The organism is Mameliella sp. AT18 (assembly GCF_028807275.1).
GTDB classification, from domain to species: Bacteria; Pseudomonadota; Alphaproteobacteria; order Rhodobacterales; family Rhodobacteraceae; genus Antarctobacter; species Antarctobacter albus.
The window spans coordinates 24,498-40,100 of record NZ_JARAMO010000048.1; the positions used below are offsets into that span (position 1 = coordinate 24,498).

18 protein-coding genes are annotated in these 15,603 nt (G+C 65.4%); 10 read left to right on the plus strand and 8 right to left on the minus strand.

Annotated elements, in window-relative coordinates; all coding sequences use genetic code 11:
- Window positions 1–227 precede the first annotated feature (227 nt).
- A complete protein-coding gene (locus PVW46_RS06340; protein WP_043138923.1) occupies window positions 228–1,268 on the minus strand; it encodes an ATP-binding protein in 1,041 nt (346 codons plus the stop codon).
- Window positions 1,268–2,446, minus strand: coding sequence for a trans-sulfuration enzyme family protein (locus tag PVW46_RS06345; protein WP_069208324.1), 1,179 nt, complete (start codon window positions 2,444–2,446; stop codon window positions 1,268–1,270). The genes PVW46_RS06340 and PVW46_RS06345 overlap by 1 nt, the downstream gene beginning before the upstream one ends.
- A 217-nt stretch (window positions 2,447–2,663) precedes the next feature.
- Here PVW46_RS06345 and PVW46_RS06350 point away from each other — a divergent pair, with 217 nt between their 5' ends.
- Window positions 2,664–3,155, plus strand: a complete 492-nt coding sequence (locus tag PVW46_RS06350; protein WP_069208325.1) for a hypothetical protein — start codon at window positions 2,664–2,666, stop codon at window positions 3,153–3,155.
- 7 nt (window positions 3,156–3,162) lie between these two features.
- Here PVW46_RS06350 and PVW46_RS06355 read toward each other — a convergent pair whose 3' ends face one another.
- The 3 genes from PVW46_RS06355 to PVW46_RS06365 are packed head-to-tail and all read right to left on the minus strand — an operon-like array spanning window position 3,163 to window position 5,230.
- Entirely contained in the window at window positions 3,163–3,684 is a 522-nt protein-coding gene (locus PVW46_RS06355; protein ID WP_043138930.1) for a gamma carbonic anhydrase family protein, read from the minus strand.
- Window positions 3,681–4,331 (minus strand): guanylate kinase, encoded by a 651-nt coding sequence (gene gmk, locus PVW46_RS06360; protein ID WP_373286049.1) that lies wholly within the window; start codon window positions 4,329–4,331, stop codon window positions 3,681–3,683. The genes PVW46_RS06355 and gmk overlap by 4 nt, the downstream gene beginning before the upstream one ends.
- An 8-nt stretch (window positions 4,332–4,339) precedes the next feature.
- Window positions 4,340–5,230, minus strand: coding sequence for a YicC/YloC family endoribonuclease (locus PVW46_RS06365; protein WP_083242176.1), 891 nt, complete (start codon window positions 5,228–5,230; stop codon window positions 4,340–4,342).
- Between the two features lie 201 nt (window positions 5,231–5,431).
- Here PVW46_RS06365 and PVW46_RS06370 point away from each other — a divergent pair, with 201 nt between their 5' ends.
- Window positions 5,432–6,136, plus strand: coding sequence for a PAS domain-containing protein (locus PVW46_RS06370; protein ID WP_069208326.1), 705 nt, complete (start codon window positions 5,432–5,434; stop codon window positions 6,134–6,136).
- A gap of 106 nt (window positions 6,137–6,242) precedes the next feature.
- Here PVW46_RS06370 and PVW46_RS06375 read toward each other — a convergent pair whose 3' ends face one another.
- Window positions 6,243–7,613, minus strand: a complete 1,371-nt coding sequence (locus PVW46_RS06375; protein ID WP_069208327.1) for a class II 3-deoxy-7-phosphoheptulonate synthase — start codon at window positions 7,611–7,613, stop codon at window positions 6,243–6,245.
- Between the two features lie 177 nt (window positions 7,614–7,790).
- On the opposite strand from PVW46_RS06375, the gene PVW46_RS06380 reads away from it, so the two are divergent.
- Together PVW46_RS06380 and PVW46_RS06385 are read left to right on the plus strand one after the other, a co-directional pair.
- On the plus strand, window positions 7,791–8,801 hold the full coding sequence (locus PVW46_RS06380; protein WP_069208328.1) for a GlxA family transcriptional regulator: 1,011 nt from the start codon (window positions 7,791–7,793) through the stop codon (window positions 8,799–8,801).
- Window positions 8,798–9,292: a GNAT family N-acetyltransferase gene (locus PVW46_RS06385; protein WP_069208329.1), complete on the plus strand. Its 495-nt coding sequence runs from the start codon at window positions 8,798–8,800 to the stop codon at window positions 9,290–9,292. The genes PVW46_RS06380 and PVW46_RS06385 overlap by 4 nt, the downstream gene beginning before the upstream one ends.
- A 6-nt stretch (window positions 9,293–9,298) precedes the next feature.
- Here PVW46_RS06385 and PVW46_RS06390 read toward each other — a convergent pair whose 3' ends face one another.
- Together PVW46_RS06390 and PVW46_RS06395 are read right to left on the minus strand one after the other, a co-directional pair.
- Window positions 9,299–10,174: a bifunctional helix-turn-helix transcriptional regulator/GNAT family N-acetyltransferase gene (locus PVW46_RS06390; RefSeq protein WP_069208381.1), complete on the minus strand. Its 876-nt coding sequence runs from the start codon at window positions 10,172–10,174 to the stop codon at window positions 9,299–9,301.
- Window positions 10,175–10,286: 112 nt separating this feature from the next.
- The gene (locus PVW46_RS06395; protein ID WP_069208330.1) at window positions 10,287–11,399 is read right to left on the minus strand and encodes a PQQ-dependent sugar dehydrogenase; all 1,113 of its coding nucleotides are present in this window, start codon (window positions 11,397–11,399) and stop codon (window positions 10,287–10,289) included.
- A gap of 179 nt (window positions 11,400–11,578) precedes the next feature.
- On the opposite strand from PVW46_RS06395, the gene PVW46_RS06400 reads away from it, so the two are divergent.
- The 6 genes from PVW46_RS06400 to PVW46_RS06425 all read left to right on the plus strand — a co-directional run bounded on the left by PVW46_RS06400 (window position 11,579) and on the right by PVW46_RS06425 (window position 15,575).
- Window positions 11,579–12,763 (plus strand): ABC transporter substrate-binding protein, encoded by a 1,185-nt coding sequence (locus PVW46_RS06400; RefSeq protein WP_043138944.1) that lies wholly within the window; start codon window positions 11,579–11,581, stop codon window positions 12,761–12,763.
- A gap of 96 nt (window positions 12,764–12,859) precedes the next feature.
- Entirely contained in the window at window positions 12,860–13,645 is a 786-nt protein-coding gene (locus PVW46_RS06405) for an ABC transporter ATP-binding protein (protein WP_043138946.1), read from the plus strand.
- Window positions 13,642–14,469 (plus strand): ABC transporter ATP-binding protein, encoded by an 828-nt coding sequence (locus PVW46_RS06410; protein WP_074620559.1) that lies wholly within the window; start codon window positions 13,642–13,644, stop codon window positions 14,467–14,469. The genes PVW46_RS06405 and PVW46_RS06410 overlap by 4 nt, the downstream gene beginning before the upstream one ends.
- 4 nt (window positions 14,470–14,473) lie before the next feature.
- Window positions 14,474–14,845, plus strand: coding sequence for a hypothetical protein (locus tag PVW46_RS06415; protein WP_069208331.1), 372 nt, complete (start codon window positions 14,474–14,476; stop codon window positions 14,843–14,845).
- The gene (locus PVW46_RS06420; protein WP_069208332.1) at window positions 14,845–15,228 is read left to right on the plus strand and encodes a hypothetical protein; all 384 of its coding nucleotides are present in this window, start codon (window positions 14,845–14,847) and stop codon (window positions 15,226–15,228) included. Before PVW46_RS06415 ends, PVW46_RS06420 begins: the two co-directional genes overlap by 1 nt.
- Entirely contained in the window at window positions 15,225–15,575 is a 351-nt protein-coding gene (locus tag PVW46_RS06425) for a hypothetical protein (protein WP_069208333.1), read from the plus strand. Before PVW46_RS06420 ends, PVW46_RS06425 begins: the two co-directional genes overlap by 4 nt.
- The last annotated feature ends 28 nt before the right edge of the window (window positions 15,576–15,603 follow it).

Below are 15,603 nucleotides of genomic sequence, written 5' to 3' on the forward strand. Positions count from 1 at the left end.
GGTTTTGTGACGCTTGGGTAACAGTTTTATGACACCGGCCATTTAGGGCCGATCAACCTCCTGTCAGGGCTGACGAATCAAACTCACCCGGCGGATCGTGACCGAAGGCAACAGGCCGGATCCGACGTCAGCAAGGACCAAGCGCCGCAAGGCCCTGTTACATTCGGGGCATGAAAAAGCCCCCCGAATCGAACGGAGGGCCGTTGGGGAGCGTCTGTCGGACCGGGTCAGCCCACGGGCAGGATGATCGTGAATCGGGTGCCCATCCCCTTTTCGCTCTCGATCCGCAGACGTCCGCGATGGCGGTTCACTATATGTTTGACGATGGCCAGGCCCAGACCCGTGCCCCCCATCTCGCGCGAGCGGTGGTTGTCGACCCGGTAGAACCGTTCGGTCAGGCGCGGCAGGTGGATCGGGTCGATCCCCGCGCCGCTGTCCTCGACGACCAGCGTCACCCCCTGGCCTTGCAGGCGTGGGACATAGTCCGGGGCCGTCAGGCGCACCGTGACCGTGGTGCCCTCACCGCTGTACTTGATGCCGTTCTCAATCAGGTTGGTCAGGACCTGGCGCAACTGGTCCTCGTCGCCGGGCACCATCACGCGGCGCCCTTCAGGCAGATCATGGGCCAGGGTCACGCTGTTGTCCGCCGCCATCGGTGTCAGCCCCTGGATCGTCGACAGCACCAGTTCCGCGAGGTCCAGCCGCGAGGTCGGGCGCACGCGCTCTTCGGCCTCGACCCGGCTCAGCGACAGCAGATCGCCGACAAGGCGGTTCATCCTGTGGGCCTCGGCCTCCATGATGCCCAGAAACCTCTGTTGCCCGGCAGGATCGTTTCGGGCCGGCCCCCTCAGGGTTTCTATGAAACCGATCAGGGCGGTCAGCGGCGTGCGCAGTTCATGGCTGACATTGGCGACGAAGTCGCGCCGCATCTGCACCAGCTGATGCGCATGGGTCACGTCCTCGAACGAGACCAGGACACTGCCACCTGTGGGCAGATCCACTGGCCGGACGGACACGCGAAAGGTGGTGTCCTGACGACCGTCGTTGCCCAGGTACTCGGTCGCGCGCGGCGCCCGGTCGCGCAGGCAGTTCTCGATCGCGTCCAGCAATTGCGGCTGGCGCAGCGCGGTCAGGAAATGCCGCCCCCCGATACCCGCCCCCAACAGGGCGCGGGCCGGTTCATTCGCCGCCTCGATCCTCTCGTCGCTGCGGATCACCAGGGCGGGCATCGGCACCGCGTCGACGAAACCGGCGACGAAGTCGGACATCAGGCGGTGCCTCTTGCGGCGGCAAGCCCGTCGGCGAAACAGGCGATCAGCGCCTCGGGGTCTTCAAGGCCCACCGAGACGCGGAAGAACCCCTCGGACACACCCATCCTTGCCCGCGCGTCGGGCGTCAGGGCCCGGTGCGAGGACGAGGCGGGATGCGACAGCGTGGTGCCCACGTCACCCAGGGTGGGCGCAAAGGCGATGCCGCTCGCGGCCTCGGCAAAGGCATTGGCCGCCGCGCGCCCGCCCTCGATTTCAAAGCTGACCATGTGCCCGCCCTGCCCCTTCAGCAGCGATTGCGCGCGCGCCGCCTCGGGGTGATCGGGCCGTGTGGGATACAGCACGCGCTTCACCCCCTCGGCGCCCGAAAGGTAGTCCGCCAGCCGTTGCGACGTGTCCTGCGCGCGCGCATAGCGCAACGCAAAGGTCGCAAGGCCCCGTTCGGCCAGCCAGCAATCAAAGGGACTGGGTGTCATGCCCGTGGTGACGGCAAAGATGCGCATCCGCTCGGCCAGCGCCGGATCCTTGGCAGCGACCCAACCAAGGGTGGCGTCGGAATGCCCGGCCAGCAGCTTGGTCACCGAGTGGAGCACGATGTCGGCCCCGTGTTCGAAGGGCCGGATGCCCAGCGGCGTGGTAAAGGTGTTGTCCACCACCAGCAGCACGCCACGCTCTGCGCAGACCTCTGCCACGGCGTCCAGATCGGCAATGCGGATGGTTGGGTTCGAGACCACCTCGATCAGCACCAGTCGGGTTTCAGGGCGGATCGCCTCGGCCACTGCGGTCGCGTCCGTGGCATCCACCAAAGAGGTCGCGATCCCCAGGCGTGGCAGATCCTCGGCCATCATGCGCAGCGACCGACCGTACAGCTGGTCGGCGCCGATGACGTGATCGCCGGTCTTGCACAGCCCCAACAGGACCGCGCTCACCGCCGCCATGCCGGACCCCACCACCAGCCCGCCGGTGGCGCCTTCCAGCGCGTCGATACGCTGCGCCAGGACATCGGCGTTAGGATGCCCTTCACGGGCGTAGGTATAGCCGGTCTCTCGGCCCTCGTACTGCGAATCCAGTTCGTCCGGCGAGGTCGAGGCATAGACCACCGAAGGCGCAATCGGAGAAACCACAGGCGTGGACAGCGATGCGGGCCAACCGGCTGGACGTTGCAGGGTTTTCTTCATGTCTGATGGTTCCTTCTGTCTGCGCCGGCGATGCTTAGCCCATCGCCCCGGCGCCGTCGATAGCCCCGGAACGCCATCGCCCTCCGCGGCCCGTCCGCCAGGACTTATTCCAAAATTCGTTCCCCCTATCCCAAAGCAGAATTGACGGGTACGTCGAAGGCTTTATCAGAACCGTTGGCCTCCAGGTGCGGGGGAGTTAGTAGCCAGGAATCAGGTCATGTGGACACCCAAGCCAGACGCAGCCGAACTCGTCTCGACCACGGACCCGCAGGCCGAAGCGATCTACCAGGCGGGACTGGACCGGATCACCAACCTGTTCTGGGCGCGCGACTGGGACCAGCTGGCCGATTGTATCGCGGTGCCAAACCGGATTGGCGCCCCGGACACGGAACGCGTCTTTGCCACGCTGGATGAATGGATCGTCACCGCAAAGGCCGCGCGCGAGACTTTTGCCCAGATCGGCGCCACGGAATATCACAGGCTGGGCCGGGCGGCCCGGTTCACCGATGAAGCACGCACCCGCATTATCGGCCTGCATGAAACCTATATCCTGCGCGGGTCGGCCTTTGCCATGCCCGCTTATCGCGCCTTTATGATGATGCGGCAGGAGGCGGACGGCAACTGGCGGTCGAACGGGCTTTATTCTGAACAGCGCGATACAACGCTGCCCACGATCCACGCCGAACGGCTCAAGCCGCTTTCGCGCTGAAACCGGCTCAGACCGGTTTCATGCCTGCGGCGAAACGGGCCGCGTTGGCCTGGTAGCCAAGGGCGGATTTCTTCAGGCCTTCTATGGCTGCCTCGTCCAGCTGGCGCACGACCTTGCCCGGCATCCCCATGACCAGGCTGCCGTCCGGGATTTCCTTGCCCTCGGTCACCAGCGCGCCGGCACCGATCAGGCAGTTCTTGCCGATCCTGGCCCCGTTGAGGATCGTCGCCCCCATGCCGATCAGCGTGTTGTCCCCGATGGTGCAACCGTGCAGCATGACCTTGTGGCCGATGGTACAGCCCTTGCCGATCACCAGCGGATATCCCATGTCGGTGTGGCAGACCGTGTTCTCCTGCAGGTTCGAGCCTTCGCCGACACGGATTTCCTCGTTGTCGCCGCGCAGCGTGCAGCCGAACCAGACCGAGGATTTCGCCTCCATCACCACCTTGCCGATCAGGTTGGCATCCGGCGCCACCCAGGCATCCGCGGCCAGTTCCGGGGCGATCCCGTCCAGTGCATACAGGGTCATGACAGTTCCTCGAATTCGGTTTGCAGGTGCCGGACGTGTTCGACCAGCGCGGGCTGTTGCGATCGCCGCAGACGGGTTGCGGTGACGATGGTCTTCAGCCGCTCAAACGTGGCGTCCAGGTCATCGTTGACCAGAACGAAATCATAGCCATCCCAATGGCTGATCTCGTCCCAGCTTTTCTGCATCCGCTTGGCGATCACCTCGGGCGCATCCTGTCCCCGGCTGACCAGCCGGCGGTGCAGTTCCTCGATGGACGGCGGCAGGATGAAGACTGACAGCGTATGCTGCCCAAGCGCGGAGTTGCGGATCTGCTGCGCGCCCTGCCAGTCGATGTCGAAGAGCACGTCACAGCCCTGTCCGATGGCCTCTTCGACCGGCGCGCGCGGACTGCCGTAGAAATTGCCGAACACATGCGCGTGTTCCAGCATCCCCTGCTCGGCAACCGACCGCTTGAAGCTTTCCTCGGTCATGAAGTGGTAATGCTCGCCGTCCACCTCGCCCGGGCGCGGCTTGCGAGTCGTGGCCGAGACCGAAAAGCGCAAGGACGGGTCCCAGTCCAGCAGGCGCCGCGACAGGGTGGATTTGCCCGCGCCCGAGGGTGAGGACAGGATGATGAGCAACCCGCGGCGGGTCATGTCGGGCGTCATGGTCAGGGTCACTCCACGTTCTGGACCTGCTCGCGCATCTGGTCGATCACGGTTTTCAGCGCCAGGCCCGCGCGGGTCAGGCGCGTGTCGCCGGATTTCGAACAGAGCGTGTTGGCCTCGCGGTTGAACTCCTGCATCAGGAAATCGAACTTGCGGCCCACCGCGCCCTTGACCTCCAGCAGCTCGTGCGCGGCGGCGATATGGGCGCGCAGCCGGTCGATTTCCTCGGTGATGTCGGATTTCACCGCGATAAGCGCCAGTTCCTGCGCCAGTCGCGCCTCGTCGACACCGTCGGCATTCTCGGTCACGCGGCGCAACTGCTCGCGCAGGCGCTCGGCCTGATGCGGCTGTCGTTCGGCCACGGCGGCCTCGGCCTCGTCCACGAGGCCGGTGATCTCGTCCAGTTGCTGGGCCAGGATACGGGCGAGTGCAGTGCCTTCGGACCGGCGCATGGCGACAAAGCTGTTCAATGCCATGTCGAAATCCGCCAGAAGCGCGGTGCACAGCGCCTTGGGATCGGCCTCCGGCACCTCGGCGGTCAGGACACCGCGCAGGGCCACGATCTCGGCCGCGGTCGAAGGCGCCAGCGACAGGCCCTTGTCCATCGCGTCGTTCTCGATCCGCTGCATCGCGGCCAGAACGGCGGCCAGCTGCGCCTCGTCGATCCGCAGACCGCCCGCTGTCTCTTCCGCCGCCAGCTTCAGCGAGATCTGCACGTTCCCGCGCTTCAGGCGCTCGGCACAGCGCGACCGAACACCCGCTTCCAGCCCGTCGATCCCATCCGGCATGCGCAGGCGCAGGTCCAGCCCCTTACCGTTGACCCCGCGCAATTCCCAGGTCCAGCTGCGGCCAAGACCCTGGCCGTTCTGGCTGGCGAACCCCGTCATGGATTGCCGCATCTCGCCTCTCCCCTCGTGTTGACAAAGGGGGTATCGGCAGACGCGTCCGGGCGCAAGCACCCTGCCCGTTCGTTAACCTTCGGTTCAGAATTGGGACGAATTTGAAGCGAACCTCTGATAGTAATGTTTTCGTAACCTTGATTAAGCAGGCTTGGTGGCAGGGGGCCCCGCCATGCTGCACCGGACGACAGGAGCATTGGCATGTTGGGCAAAGGCGGTAGCGGCGAGGACGTCGTTTCGATGACGGATCGGGAAAAGATGCGGCGGCTAGCGCCGCTGCGGCAGGTCGAGGCGTATTGGCATGGCCTATGCGCCCGGGATGCCGTGCCGCTTCGCAGCCAGATCGATCCGCGCGGCATGGAAGACGCGCTGGAAAACGCCTTTCTCATGGAACGCATCGCGCCGACGATGGCCAAGATCCGCGTAGCGGGCACGCATCTCAACGACCTGATGGGCATGCAGATCGCCGGGATGCCGCTGTCCAGCCTGATCGCACCCGCCGACCGCGAGCGGTTTGGCCAGGCGGTGGCAGAGCTATTCGCCGGCCCCTGCATCGTCCGCATAGACCTGACCGCCGAGGGCGGTTTCGGCAAGCCGGACATGGAGGCCAACATGGTGCTCCTACCGCTGCGCTCGGATTTCGGCGACCAGACCCGTGCGCTTGGCGCCCTGGTCAGCCACGGACGGATCGGCCGCACGCCGCGTCGCTTCGTGTTGCGCAATGTCGAGGTGACACCAGCCCTGACCGGACAGGACATCGTCCCGGCGGATCGCCCCGAGGACATGGCCCCGGCGTTGCGCGAGGACCCGGCACGCTTTGCCCCCCGCACCAGTGCGCCTGCCGACAGCCTGCGCGCGCCGATCACGGAACGCGGCCACCTCAAGCTGATCGTCAGCAACGACTGAGGCATTCCCTCAACGCCTTTCGGGCGCAAAGATCCGAACCGTTCCAACGAAAACGCCCCCGCAATCTCCTGCAGGGGCGTTCCTGATTGCGGGGCCGTCAGCGATTTCAGGCGCTGGCGGCTTCCTTTGCCTTCTCGCGGCGCGCCACCAGTTCCTCGGCCACGAGGAAGGCCAGTTCAAGCGACTGCGACGCGTTGAGGCGCGGATCGCAGGCGGTGTGGTAGCGATCGGACAGATCCTCTTCGGTCACTTCGCGGACACCGCCGGTGCATTCCGTCACGTCGAGGCCGGTCATCTCGAAATGCACGCCGCCCGGGGTCGTGCCCTCGGCCTCGTGGATCGAGAAGAACTCGCGCACTTCGCGCAGGATCGAGTCGAAGGGACGCGTCTTGTAGCCGGTGGCCGACTTGATAACGTTGCCGTGCATCGGATCACAGACCCAGGTCACGTTGGCGCCTTCTTCCTGCACGGCCTTGATGAGACGCGGCAGGTTCTCGCCCACCTTCCCGGCGCCGAACCGCGCGATCAGGGTCAGCTTGCCTTCCTCGTTCTTCGGGTTCAGACGCTGCATCAGCACCTTGAGGTCCTCGGCCGTGGTCGTCGGCCCGCACTTGAGCCCCACGGGGTTCAGCACACCCCGCGCGAATTCCACATGCGCGCCGTCCGGCTGCCGCGTACGGTCGCCGATCCAGATCATGTGACCCGACCCCGCCAGCCAGTTGCCAGAGGTTGAATCCCGGCGGCACAGTGCCTCTTCGTATTCCAGCAACAGCGCCTCGTGCGAGGTGTAGAACTCCACCGTCGACAGGCTGTGCGCCTGGGCGCCGGTCACGCCAGCCGCCTTGATGAAATCCAGCGTGTCGGAAATCCGGCCGGCCATCTCGCGGTACTTCGACGCCTTCTCACCCTCGGTAAAGCCCAGCGTCCACTGGTGCACCTGGTGTACGTCGGCATAGCCCCCGGTCGAAAAGGCCCGCAGCAGGTTCAGCGTGGCAGCCGCCTGGGTGTAGGCGCGCAGCATCTTCGACGGGTCCGGAATGCGCGACTCGGGGGTGAAGGCCAGCTCGTTGATGATGTCGCCACGGTAGCTGGGCAGCTCGACGCCATCCTTCACCTCGGTGGGCGCAGAGCGCGGCTTGGCGAACTGGCCCGCCATGCGGCCCACCTTCACCACCGGCACCTTGGCGCCGTATGTCAGCACCATCGCCATCTGCAGCATCACTTTGAAGGTGTCGCGGATCGCATCGGCAGAGAACTGGTCAAAGCTCTCGGCGCAGTCGCCGCCCTGCAGCAGGAAGGCCTCACCGCGTCCGGCGGCGGCCAGGTGGTTCTTGAGCGTGCGCGCCTCACCGGCAAAGACCAGCGGCGGATACTTGGCCAGCTGCGCCTCGACGGCATGCAGGGCCTCGGCGTCCGTATACTCGGGCATCTGAACCCGCGGCTTGGCACGCCAGTTCGATTTCTGCCACTCGGTCATCTGTTCTCTCCGGTTGATCGTTTCGAGCGCTAACGGAAAGGCTGTATACTCTGCGCCAGTTCGCGTGACCAGCCGTGTTTTTCGCGACATGTCTTGACGCTGCTGGCCACATCTGCCCATGTGCTTCGACACATCTGCGGTCCGGCAACCGCAGCACGATCAGGAAGGTGACATCTCATGTTTCCCCCGCCTCAGCGCCAGGTCATCGAACTCGACTCCGTTCCGGCCAAGCCCCGCCGCTTCGTCTTTGTCCTTCTCGACAATTTCACGCTGCTGTCCTTTGCGGCGGCACTGGATTGCCTGCGACTGGCCAACCGCATGTCCCAGAAGAAGCTGTATGAATGGCGGATCGTCGGCGAAGGCGGCGTAACGGCCAGATGTTCCACCGACACGGTCTTTCAGCTCGACGGCGACCTGGACGAATTGCACCGCGAGGACACCATCGTGATCTGCGGCGGATCCGACGTGCAGAAGGCGACTTCGAAACGCCTGGTCAGCTGGCTGCGCCGCGAGGCGCGCAAGGGGCTGGTGATCGGCGGGCTCTGCACCGCGGCCTACAGCCTGGCCAAGGCCGGACTGCTGGAAGGCAAGCGGGCGACGATCCACTGGGAAAACCAGGACAGTTTCTCGGAGGAATTCGACGAGGTGGACCTGACCAAGTCGGTCTTTACCATCGACGGCAACCGGCTGACTACGGCGGGCGGCACCTCGTCCATCGACCTCTTCCTGCAGATCATCGCCAATGACCACGGCGAGGAACTGGCCACGGCGGTGGCCGACCAACAGATCTATTCCTCGATCCGCACCGACCAGGACACCCAGCGCCTGAGCGTGCCTACCCGCATCGGCGTGCGCCACCCCAAGCTGAGCCAGGTCATCCAGATGATGGAAAGCAACATCGAGGAACCGATCAGCCCGGCGGTGCTGGCCAAGGAGGTGGGCATGTCCACCCGCCAGCTCGAGCGTCTGTTCCGGCGTTACCTCAACCGCTCGCCCAAGCGCTATTACATGGAGTTGCGTCTGCAAAAGGCGCGCAACCTGCTAATGCAGACGGAAATGAGCGTGATCAACGTGGCTCTGGCCTGTGGCTTTGCCTCGCCCTCGCATTTCTCGAAATGCTACCGCGCGCATTACAAGACCACGCCCTACCGGGAACGCGGGGCCCAATCCTCGCGCCTGTCGGTGTGATCCGGACCGCGCGCCTGCTGTTGCGGCGGGCGCGGCCCACGGACCTGGAACCGCTGCACGCGGTACTGTCGCACCCGGGGGCCATGCGCTACTGGTCACACCCCGCACATGACGACATCACGCAGTCGCTTGGCTACCTGCAGGGTCTCATGGAGGACCGTCCCGACAGCTTTGACCTGGTGATCGAGCATCAGGGCCGCTGTATCGGCAAGGCGGGGATGTGGCGGGCGCCGGACTTCGGCTATATCCTGCATCCCGATCACTGGGGCAAAGGGCTGGCCTTTGAGGCGCTGTCGGCGATCCTACCGGAACTGGCCCGGCACCGGCCACACCTGCCAAAGCTGACCGCCGAGATCGACCCGCGCAACCTGGCCTCTGGCCGGCTGCTGGAGAAACTGGGATTTACCCACCTGCGGACCGAGGAGAAGAACTTTCTCTACGGCGGCTGGGAATGGTGCGACAGCGCCTACTACGAACGCGACCTGCCCTGACTTTGCCTAGAGGTGTTTTTCAAAGAAAACATCCGGATATGGGTCATCGTTGAAGCGCGGAATCTCGGTCCAGCCGGACTTGCGGTAAAAACGGACGGCCTCCGGCAGGGCGCTGTTGGTGTCCAGCCGCAGGGTCCCGATCCCCAACCCGCGCGCCTCATCCTCGATCGCACGCATCAGGAGGCCCGCCAGCCCCATGCGCCGGGCCGATGGGGCAACCCAGACCCGTTTGACCTCGGCATAGCCCTTGTCCGTGCCCTTCAGCCCGGCGCAACCGATGGCCATGCTATCCAGTACCGCCAGCAGAAAGGCGCCTCGCGGCGGTTCCATGTCCCGCGCCTCCGGGTCGGCGGAAAGATTTACGTCGAAGCCGCCGGAAAACCGTTGCGCCAACTCTCCGTAGTAGGTCGCAAGACACTGCTGCGCACGCGGGTCCGATGGGGGCACGCGCTGGATCGCCGTGCGGTCGAACCCCAGCGCGGTGGCGACAAGATCCATCGCCTGCAACAGCGCCTCGGGATGCGGATGGCGGGACAGGATTGCGCCGGCCTGTTGATCCGAGAGCGCCTCGTATTCTGCGAACTCCACCTCGCCGGCGGGGGTCAGGGCGGCACTTCGGCGGCGCGCATCGTTCCCCGATGCCGTGACCGTGACCAGCCCTTCGTCCTCAAGCCCCCTCAGGAGGCGGCTCATCAGACCGGAATCCAACTTGAGATGCGCCCGGATCTCGGCCACGTCCGACACCCCGTTGCCGATCGCATGCAGCACGCGCGCCGGGCCAAGCGGGCGTCCACGGCCCAGGAAAGAGGAATCGAGTGCTCCGACCTCGGAGGTGACGGCGCGATGGAAACGGCGGGTTCGGGCGATGGCGTCGATGGTCATTCCGGCCTCGGAGGAGTTGTTTTTCTGACTTTTGTCAGACACCATCCCGGACGTCCACAGGAAAACGGCCCCGAAGCCTGTTCGGGACCGTCACCGCCTGTCCCGAACGACCTCAACCGCCGGGCGAGGGCACGATCCGGTAAAGCGCGCCGTTGCCGACGCTGAGGAACCACAGCGCGCCGTCCGGCCCCTGGTCAAGGTCACGAACCCGCAGGGTCTCGTCGCTTTCGATCCGTTCGACCTCGGCCAGCGGATCACCGGACAGGCGCGAGATGTAGTTGAATTTCAACGAACCGATAAATGCATTGCCGGCCCAATCGGACACGCTGCCATCATAGAATGTCATGCCAGAAGGCGCGATCGAGGGGTCCCAGTAGTAGACAGGCTGCGCCATCCCTTCTTTCTGCGTGCCCTCGCCGATCGTGCTGCCGTTGTAATTGACACCGTAAGAGATCACCGGCCAGCCGTAGTTCGTGCCTGCCGCAATGCGATTCACCTCGTCGCCGCCACGGGCCCCATGTTCCACGGCCCAGAGCTGTCCCGTTCTATCCAGTGCGGCGCCCTGCGGGTTGCGGTGCCCATAGGACCAGATCTCGGGCTGCGCGCCTTCGGCGTCAACAAAGGGATTGCCCGGCGCGGGGGCGCCGTCGCGGGTGATGCGCAGGACAGAGCCATTGTGCATCGAGAGATCCTGCGCCTTGGGCCCATCGCCCCGGTCGCCCACGGTGACAAAGAGATACCCGTCTTCGGCTTCGACAAGGCGCGAGCCGAAATGCCGTCCGCCGCGCGTGCCCTCGGCGATCTCGAATATGGTTTTGCCGTCCTCCAGCCGGGTGCCATCCTCGGACAGGCGCGCCTTGAACACGGCGGTTCCGGCGCCCCGGCCCTGCTGACGGGCGTAGGTAAAGAACAGCTCTCGGCTGGTTTCGAAATCACGCGGCACCATGACGTCCAGCAGCCCGCCCTGCCCGCTGTCCACCACGTCCGGCGTGCCCTCGATCACCTCCGAGCCGCCGTCGCGGATCAGCAAGAGCCGTCCGGCGCGCTCGGTCACCAGGATGCCCCCGTCCGGCAGGAAGTCGAAGGCCCAGGGGATATCCAGACCCTCGACCACCGGCAGGATGTCCATTGGCCCCGCCTCTGTCTGGATCGCCGATGCCTGCAGGGCGCCCCCCAGCCCGATCACGCCACCCGCCAGGATTGCCACCAGTGAATTCCGTCTCATCGCGCTACTCCTATTGCCCAAGGCGGGAACACCCGGACAACGAATTGGTTCCGTGACAGCGCGTTGCCAGACTGACTTGGCGTCCGCCGCCCCGAGTTCCGCGCGTGGGGCCTTTTCTTTTCGGAAAACGATGCTTAGGCTTCCGCCAGGACATCAAGATCCAACATGGGAGTTATCAAATGAAGAAATTGCTGATGGCCACGACGGCTGCCGCTCTGACCGCTTCGGCTGCTTACGCCGAAAGCCACGCGAGCGAAGCCAAGATCGGTATCATCCTCGGTTTCACTGGTCCGATTGAATCCATCACACCGGCAATGGCCGATGCCGCCGAACTGGCGATTTCCGAAATCAACGAGTCGGGCAAGTTCCTCGACGGCGTCACACTGGCCCCGGCCCGTGCTGACTCGACCTGCATCGACGCAGCCGCGGCCACCGCTGCGGCGGAACGCCTGGTTTCCGAAGGCGTCGTTGGCATCATGGGTGCCGACTGTTCCGGCGTGACCGGCGCGATCCTGTCGAACGTGGCCCTGCCGAACGGCATCCCGATGGTTTCGCCCTCGGCGACATCGCCGGCGCTGTCGACCGCCGAAGACAACGGCCTGTTCTTCCGCACCGCCCCGTCGGATGCGCGCCAGGGTGCCGTTATCGCGGAAATCCTTGCCGAGAAGGGCATCACCGAAGTCGCGGTGACCTACACCAACAACGACTACGGCAAGGGCCTGGCAGACGCCTTCGCCTCGGCATTCGACGGCACCGTGACCCTGTCGGCACCGCATGACGACGGCAAGGCCGACTACTCGGCCGAGATCGGCGCGCTGGCCTCGGCCGGTGGCCAGGCCCTCATGGTCTTCGGCTACACCGACCAGGGTGGCAAGGGCATCATCCAGGCCTCCTACGACACCGGTGCATTCGACACCTACGTGATGGCGGACGGCATGTTCGGCTCCAACCTGTTCTCGGAACTCTCCGACGCGCTTGAAGGCTCCTACGGCACCGTGCCCTGGGCGACCGGCGCAGGCGCAGAAGCCTTCGAGACGATCACCGCCGCCGCTGGTGTCGATCCCACCAGCTCGTTCACCCGCGAGTCCTATGACGGCGCGGCGCTAATGGCGCTGGCGATGATGAAGGGCGGCGCTGCCACCCCCGACGCCATCGCAGCCAACCTGATGGACGTGGCCAACGCCCCCGGCGAGCCGATCCTGCCGGGTGAACTGGCCAAGGCGCTGGAAATCCTCGCAAACGGCGGCGACATCGACTACGTCGGCGCCTCGGGCGTGGAACTGATCGGCCCGGGTGAAGCCGCCGGCACCTACCGCCACTACACCATCACCGATGGCGCGGCGGAAACCGTCGAGTTCAAGTAACCGACACGATGCAAAAGAGCAGCAGGGCCAGGCCCCGCTGCTCTTCCTGCTTTACGGGGGTGCCGTTCGCGGCACCGCCATTCGGGGGCTATCCAATTGATAAAGGTGGACAACCTGCACCGTCATTTCGGTGCCTTCCGGGCCGTTGACGGCGCCTCGCTAGAGATTGCCACGGGATCAATCACCGGGCTGGTGGGGCCGAACGGCGCGGGCAAGACGACGCTGTTCAACGTGATCGCGGGCGCCCTGCCGCCGACCAGCGGCACCGTCACGATGGACGGTGAGGACATCACCGGGCTGCCGCCGCACGAACTGTTCCACAAGGGCCTGCTGCGCACCTTCCAGATCGCGCATGAATTCCACTCGATGACCTGCCGCGAGAACCTGATGATGGTGCCGGGCGGACAATCGGGCGAGACCCTATGGAACACCTGGTTCGGCCGCAAGCGCATCGCCGACGAGGAACGCGCCCTGCGGGCCAAGGCCGACGAAGTGCTCGACTTCCTGACCATCTCTCACCTGGCCGATCACCCGGCGGGCGCGGTGTCCGGCGGACAGAAAAAACTGCTGGAACTGGGCCGAACCATGATGGTGGACGCCAAGATCGTCTTCCTCGACGAGGTCGGCGCCGGGGTGAACCGGACCCTGCTGAACACCATCGCGGACACCATCGTGCGGCTCAACCAGGAGCGCGATTACACCTTCTGCGTGATCGAGCACGACATGGATTTCATCGGCCGCATCTGCGACCCTGTCATCGTGATGGCAGAGGGCAAGAAGCTGGCCGAGGGCACGCTGGACGAGATCAAGGCCAACGAACAGGTCATCGAGGCCTATCTGGGCACCGGGCTCAAGAACAAGGACCAGGTGGCAACCGTATGAGCGACAACCCATACCAGAACGACCGCGGCAACAAGGACGCCTCGATCACCAAGCCGGGCCAGCGTAGCGAGATCGACCCGACCCGCCGGTCCGGCCCAATGACCGATGCCCCGGGCGGGCCTTTCCTGATCGGCGACACGATGACCGGCGGCTATGGCAAGGGGCCGGACATCCTGCACGACTGCACCATCGCGGTGGACAAGGGTGAAATCGCGGTGATCGTCGGCCCCAATGGCGCCGGCAAATCCACGGCGATGAAGGCGGTCTTCGGCATGCTCGACGTCCGCTCGGGCGCGGTGCGGCTGGACGGGCACGACATCACCCAGCTGACACCGCAGGACCGGGTGGCGCAGGGCATGGGGTTCGTGCCGCAGACCTCGAACATCTTCACCTCGATGACCGTCGAGGAAAACCTGGAGATGGGCGCCTTCATCCGGCTGGACGATTTCTCGGGCACGATGGAACAGGTCTACGAGCTGTTCCCGATCCTCAAGGAAAAGCGCCGCCAGCCGGCGGGTGAACTCTCGGGCGGTCAGCGTCAGCAGGTGGCCGTGGGCCGTGCGCTGATGACCCAGCCCAAGGTGCTGATGCTGGACGAACCCACCGCCGGCGTCAGCCCCATCGTGATGGACGAGCTGTTCGACCGGATCATCGAGGTGGCCCGCACCGGCATTTCGATCCTGATGGTGGAACAGAACGCACGCCAGGCGCTCGAGATCGCCGACAAGGGCTATGTCCTCGTGCAGGGGCGGAACGCCTATACCGGGACGGGCAAGGAACTGCTGGCCGATCCCGAGGTGCGCAAGAGCTTTCTGGGGGGCTGAGGCGATGCGGCCCGTCACCCAGGCGGCCCTGTGGTCACTGGCCTTGCCGGCGGTCCACGGACCGGCCTACGCGGCGGTGGACACCTTCGACTGCGCGCTCAGCCGGGACGGGGCACGCATGAACCTGCGGTTCGACCTCGACCCGGCGAGCTTTTCGCCGCCAGTCGATCCGGCCGATCCTCCGCGCCGGCGCATCAGCCGGGTCCGCATGGCGGATGCCGAGTTCGAGGCCGAGGCGATCCTGGGTCAGGACGGCTCTCACGGGTTCTGGGCCGCGACGCAGGGCATGTTGATGACGGTGGCGCCGGACGGCACGGCCCGCATGAGCGATCACGGGGACCGCCCCTGGCAAGGGCAATGCAGGGAGATCGGGTAATGCAGAAACTGTTACTGGCCTTCGGGCTGGCAGGATGCGGGGGCGCTGCCCTGGCCGATATCATCGAAACCCCGGGCGCCGCGCTGATGTCCTGCAACTACACCGTGGAATGCCTCGACGAAGAGGCCTGCACCTTTGCGCAGTTCGGACATGACGTCGACCTGCCCAAGCAGATGCCCGGCGAAGCCGACTTGGTTCTGGGCACAGGCCCGGCGACGGGTACGGCCCAGGTGGTGAACGGCGTTCTGGTGATCTTTGCGCATGACGGCAACGGCAGCTACCTGCTGAGCCAGACCCCCGACGGGCTTGCCAAGCTGAGCGTGCAATTCGCCGATCCGCTGACCGTCGTCACCTATCACGGCGAATGCGTGGTGACCGGGTGAGCGGCAAGCGCCCGGCATACCTGGCGGCGGCGGCGATCCTGCTGCCGCTGATGGCACAGGCGGACACCGTCCGCTGTACCGCCACGATCCAGTGCCGGGGCGACGCGCTAAACATGTGTGCGCCCTCTGCCCTGCGGATCGACCTGGCCCGAGGCCCGGGCGACGCGCGGCTCTGGATCAACGGACAGGGCCCCTACCCGGCGACGCGCGCGGACCTTGCGGCAGAGGTCTGGCGCATCGACCTCTGGGGCGGGGATCACCGGATCGAACTGGGCCCCGGAGAGGCGTTTCTCTACCGCGGCAACAGGGGCAAGCGGTTCACCGGCACCTGCGAGGTGACGGGATGACCCGGCAAGCAAGACGCAAGAACATGAC

Excerpts from the sequence above, each read along its gene's own strand:
- PVW46_RS06340 (WP_043138923.1), bottom strand. The coding sequence starts at position 1,268 with ATGTCCGACTTCGTCGCCGGTTTCGTCGACGCGGTGCCGATGCCCGCC.
- PVW46_RS06345 (WP_069208324.1), bottom strand. The coding sequence starts at position 2,446 with ATGAAGAAAACCCTGCAACGTCCAGCCGGTTGGCCCGCATCGCTGTCC.
- PVW46_RS06350 (WP_069208325.1), top strand. The coding sequence starts at position 2,664 with ATGTGGACACCCAAGCCAGACGCAGCCGAACTCGTCTCGACCACGGAC.
- PVW46_RS06355 (WP_043138930.1), bottom strand. The coding sequence starts at position 3,684 with ATGACCCTGTATGCACTGGACGGGATCGCCCCGGAACTGGCCGCGGAT.
- gmk (WP_373286049.1), bottom strand. The coding sequence starts at position 4,331 with ATGACGCCCGACATGACCCGCCGCGGGTTGCTCATCATCCTGTCCTCA.
- PVW46_RS06365 (WP_083242176.1), bottom strand. The coding sequence starts at position 5,230 with ATGCGGCAATCCATGACGGGGTTCGCCAGCCAGAACGGCCAGGGTCTT.
- PVW46_RS06370 (WP_069208326.1), top strand. The coding sequence starts at position 5,432 with ATGTTGGGCAAAGGCGGTAGCGGCGAGGACGTCGTTTCGATGACGGAT.
- PVW46_RS06375 (WP_069208327.1), bottom strand. The coding sequence starts at position 7,613 with ATGACCGAGTGGCAGAAATCGAACTGGCGTGCCAAGCCGCGGGTTCAG.
- PVW46_RS06380 (WP_069208328.1), top strand. The coding sequence starts at position 7,791 with ATGTTTCCCCCGCCTCAGCGCCAGGTCATCGAACTCGACTCCGTTCCG.
- PVW46_RS06390 (WP_069208381.1), bottom strand. The coding sequence starts at position 10,174 with ATGACCATCGACGCCATCGCCCGAACCCGCCGTTTCCATCGCGCCGTC.
- PVW46_RS06395 (WP_069208330.1), bottom strand. The coding sequence starts at position 11,399 with ATGAGACGGAATTCACTGGTGGCAATCCTGGCGGGTGGCGTGATCGGG.
- PVW46_RS06400 (WP_043138944.1), top strand. The coding sequence starts at position 11,579 with ATGAAGAAATTGCTGATGGCCACGACGGCTGCCGCTCTGACCGCTTCG.
- PVW46_RS06410 (WP_074620559.1), top strand. The coding sequence starts at position 13,642 with ATGAGCGACAACCCATACCAGAACGACCGCGGCAACAAGGACGCCTCG.
- PVW46_RS06415 (WP_069208331.1), top strand. The coding sequence starts at position 14,474 with ATGCGGCCCGTCACCCAGGCGGCCCTGTGGTCACTGGCCTTGCCGGCG.
- PVW46_RS06420 (WP_069208332.1), top strand. The coding sequence starts at position 14,845 with ATGCAGAAACTGTTACTGGCCTTCGGGCTGGCAGGATGCGGGGGCGCT.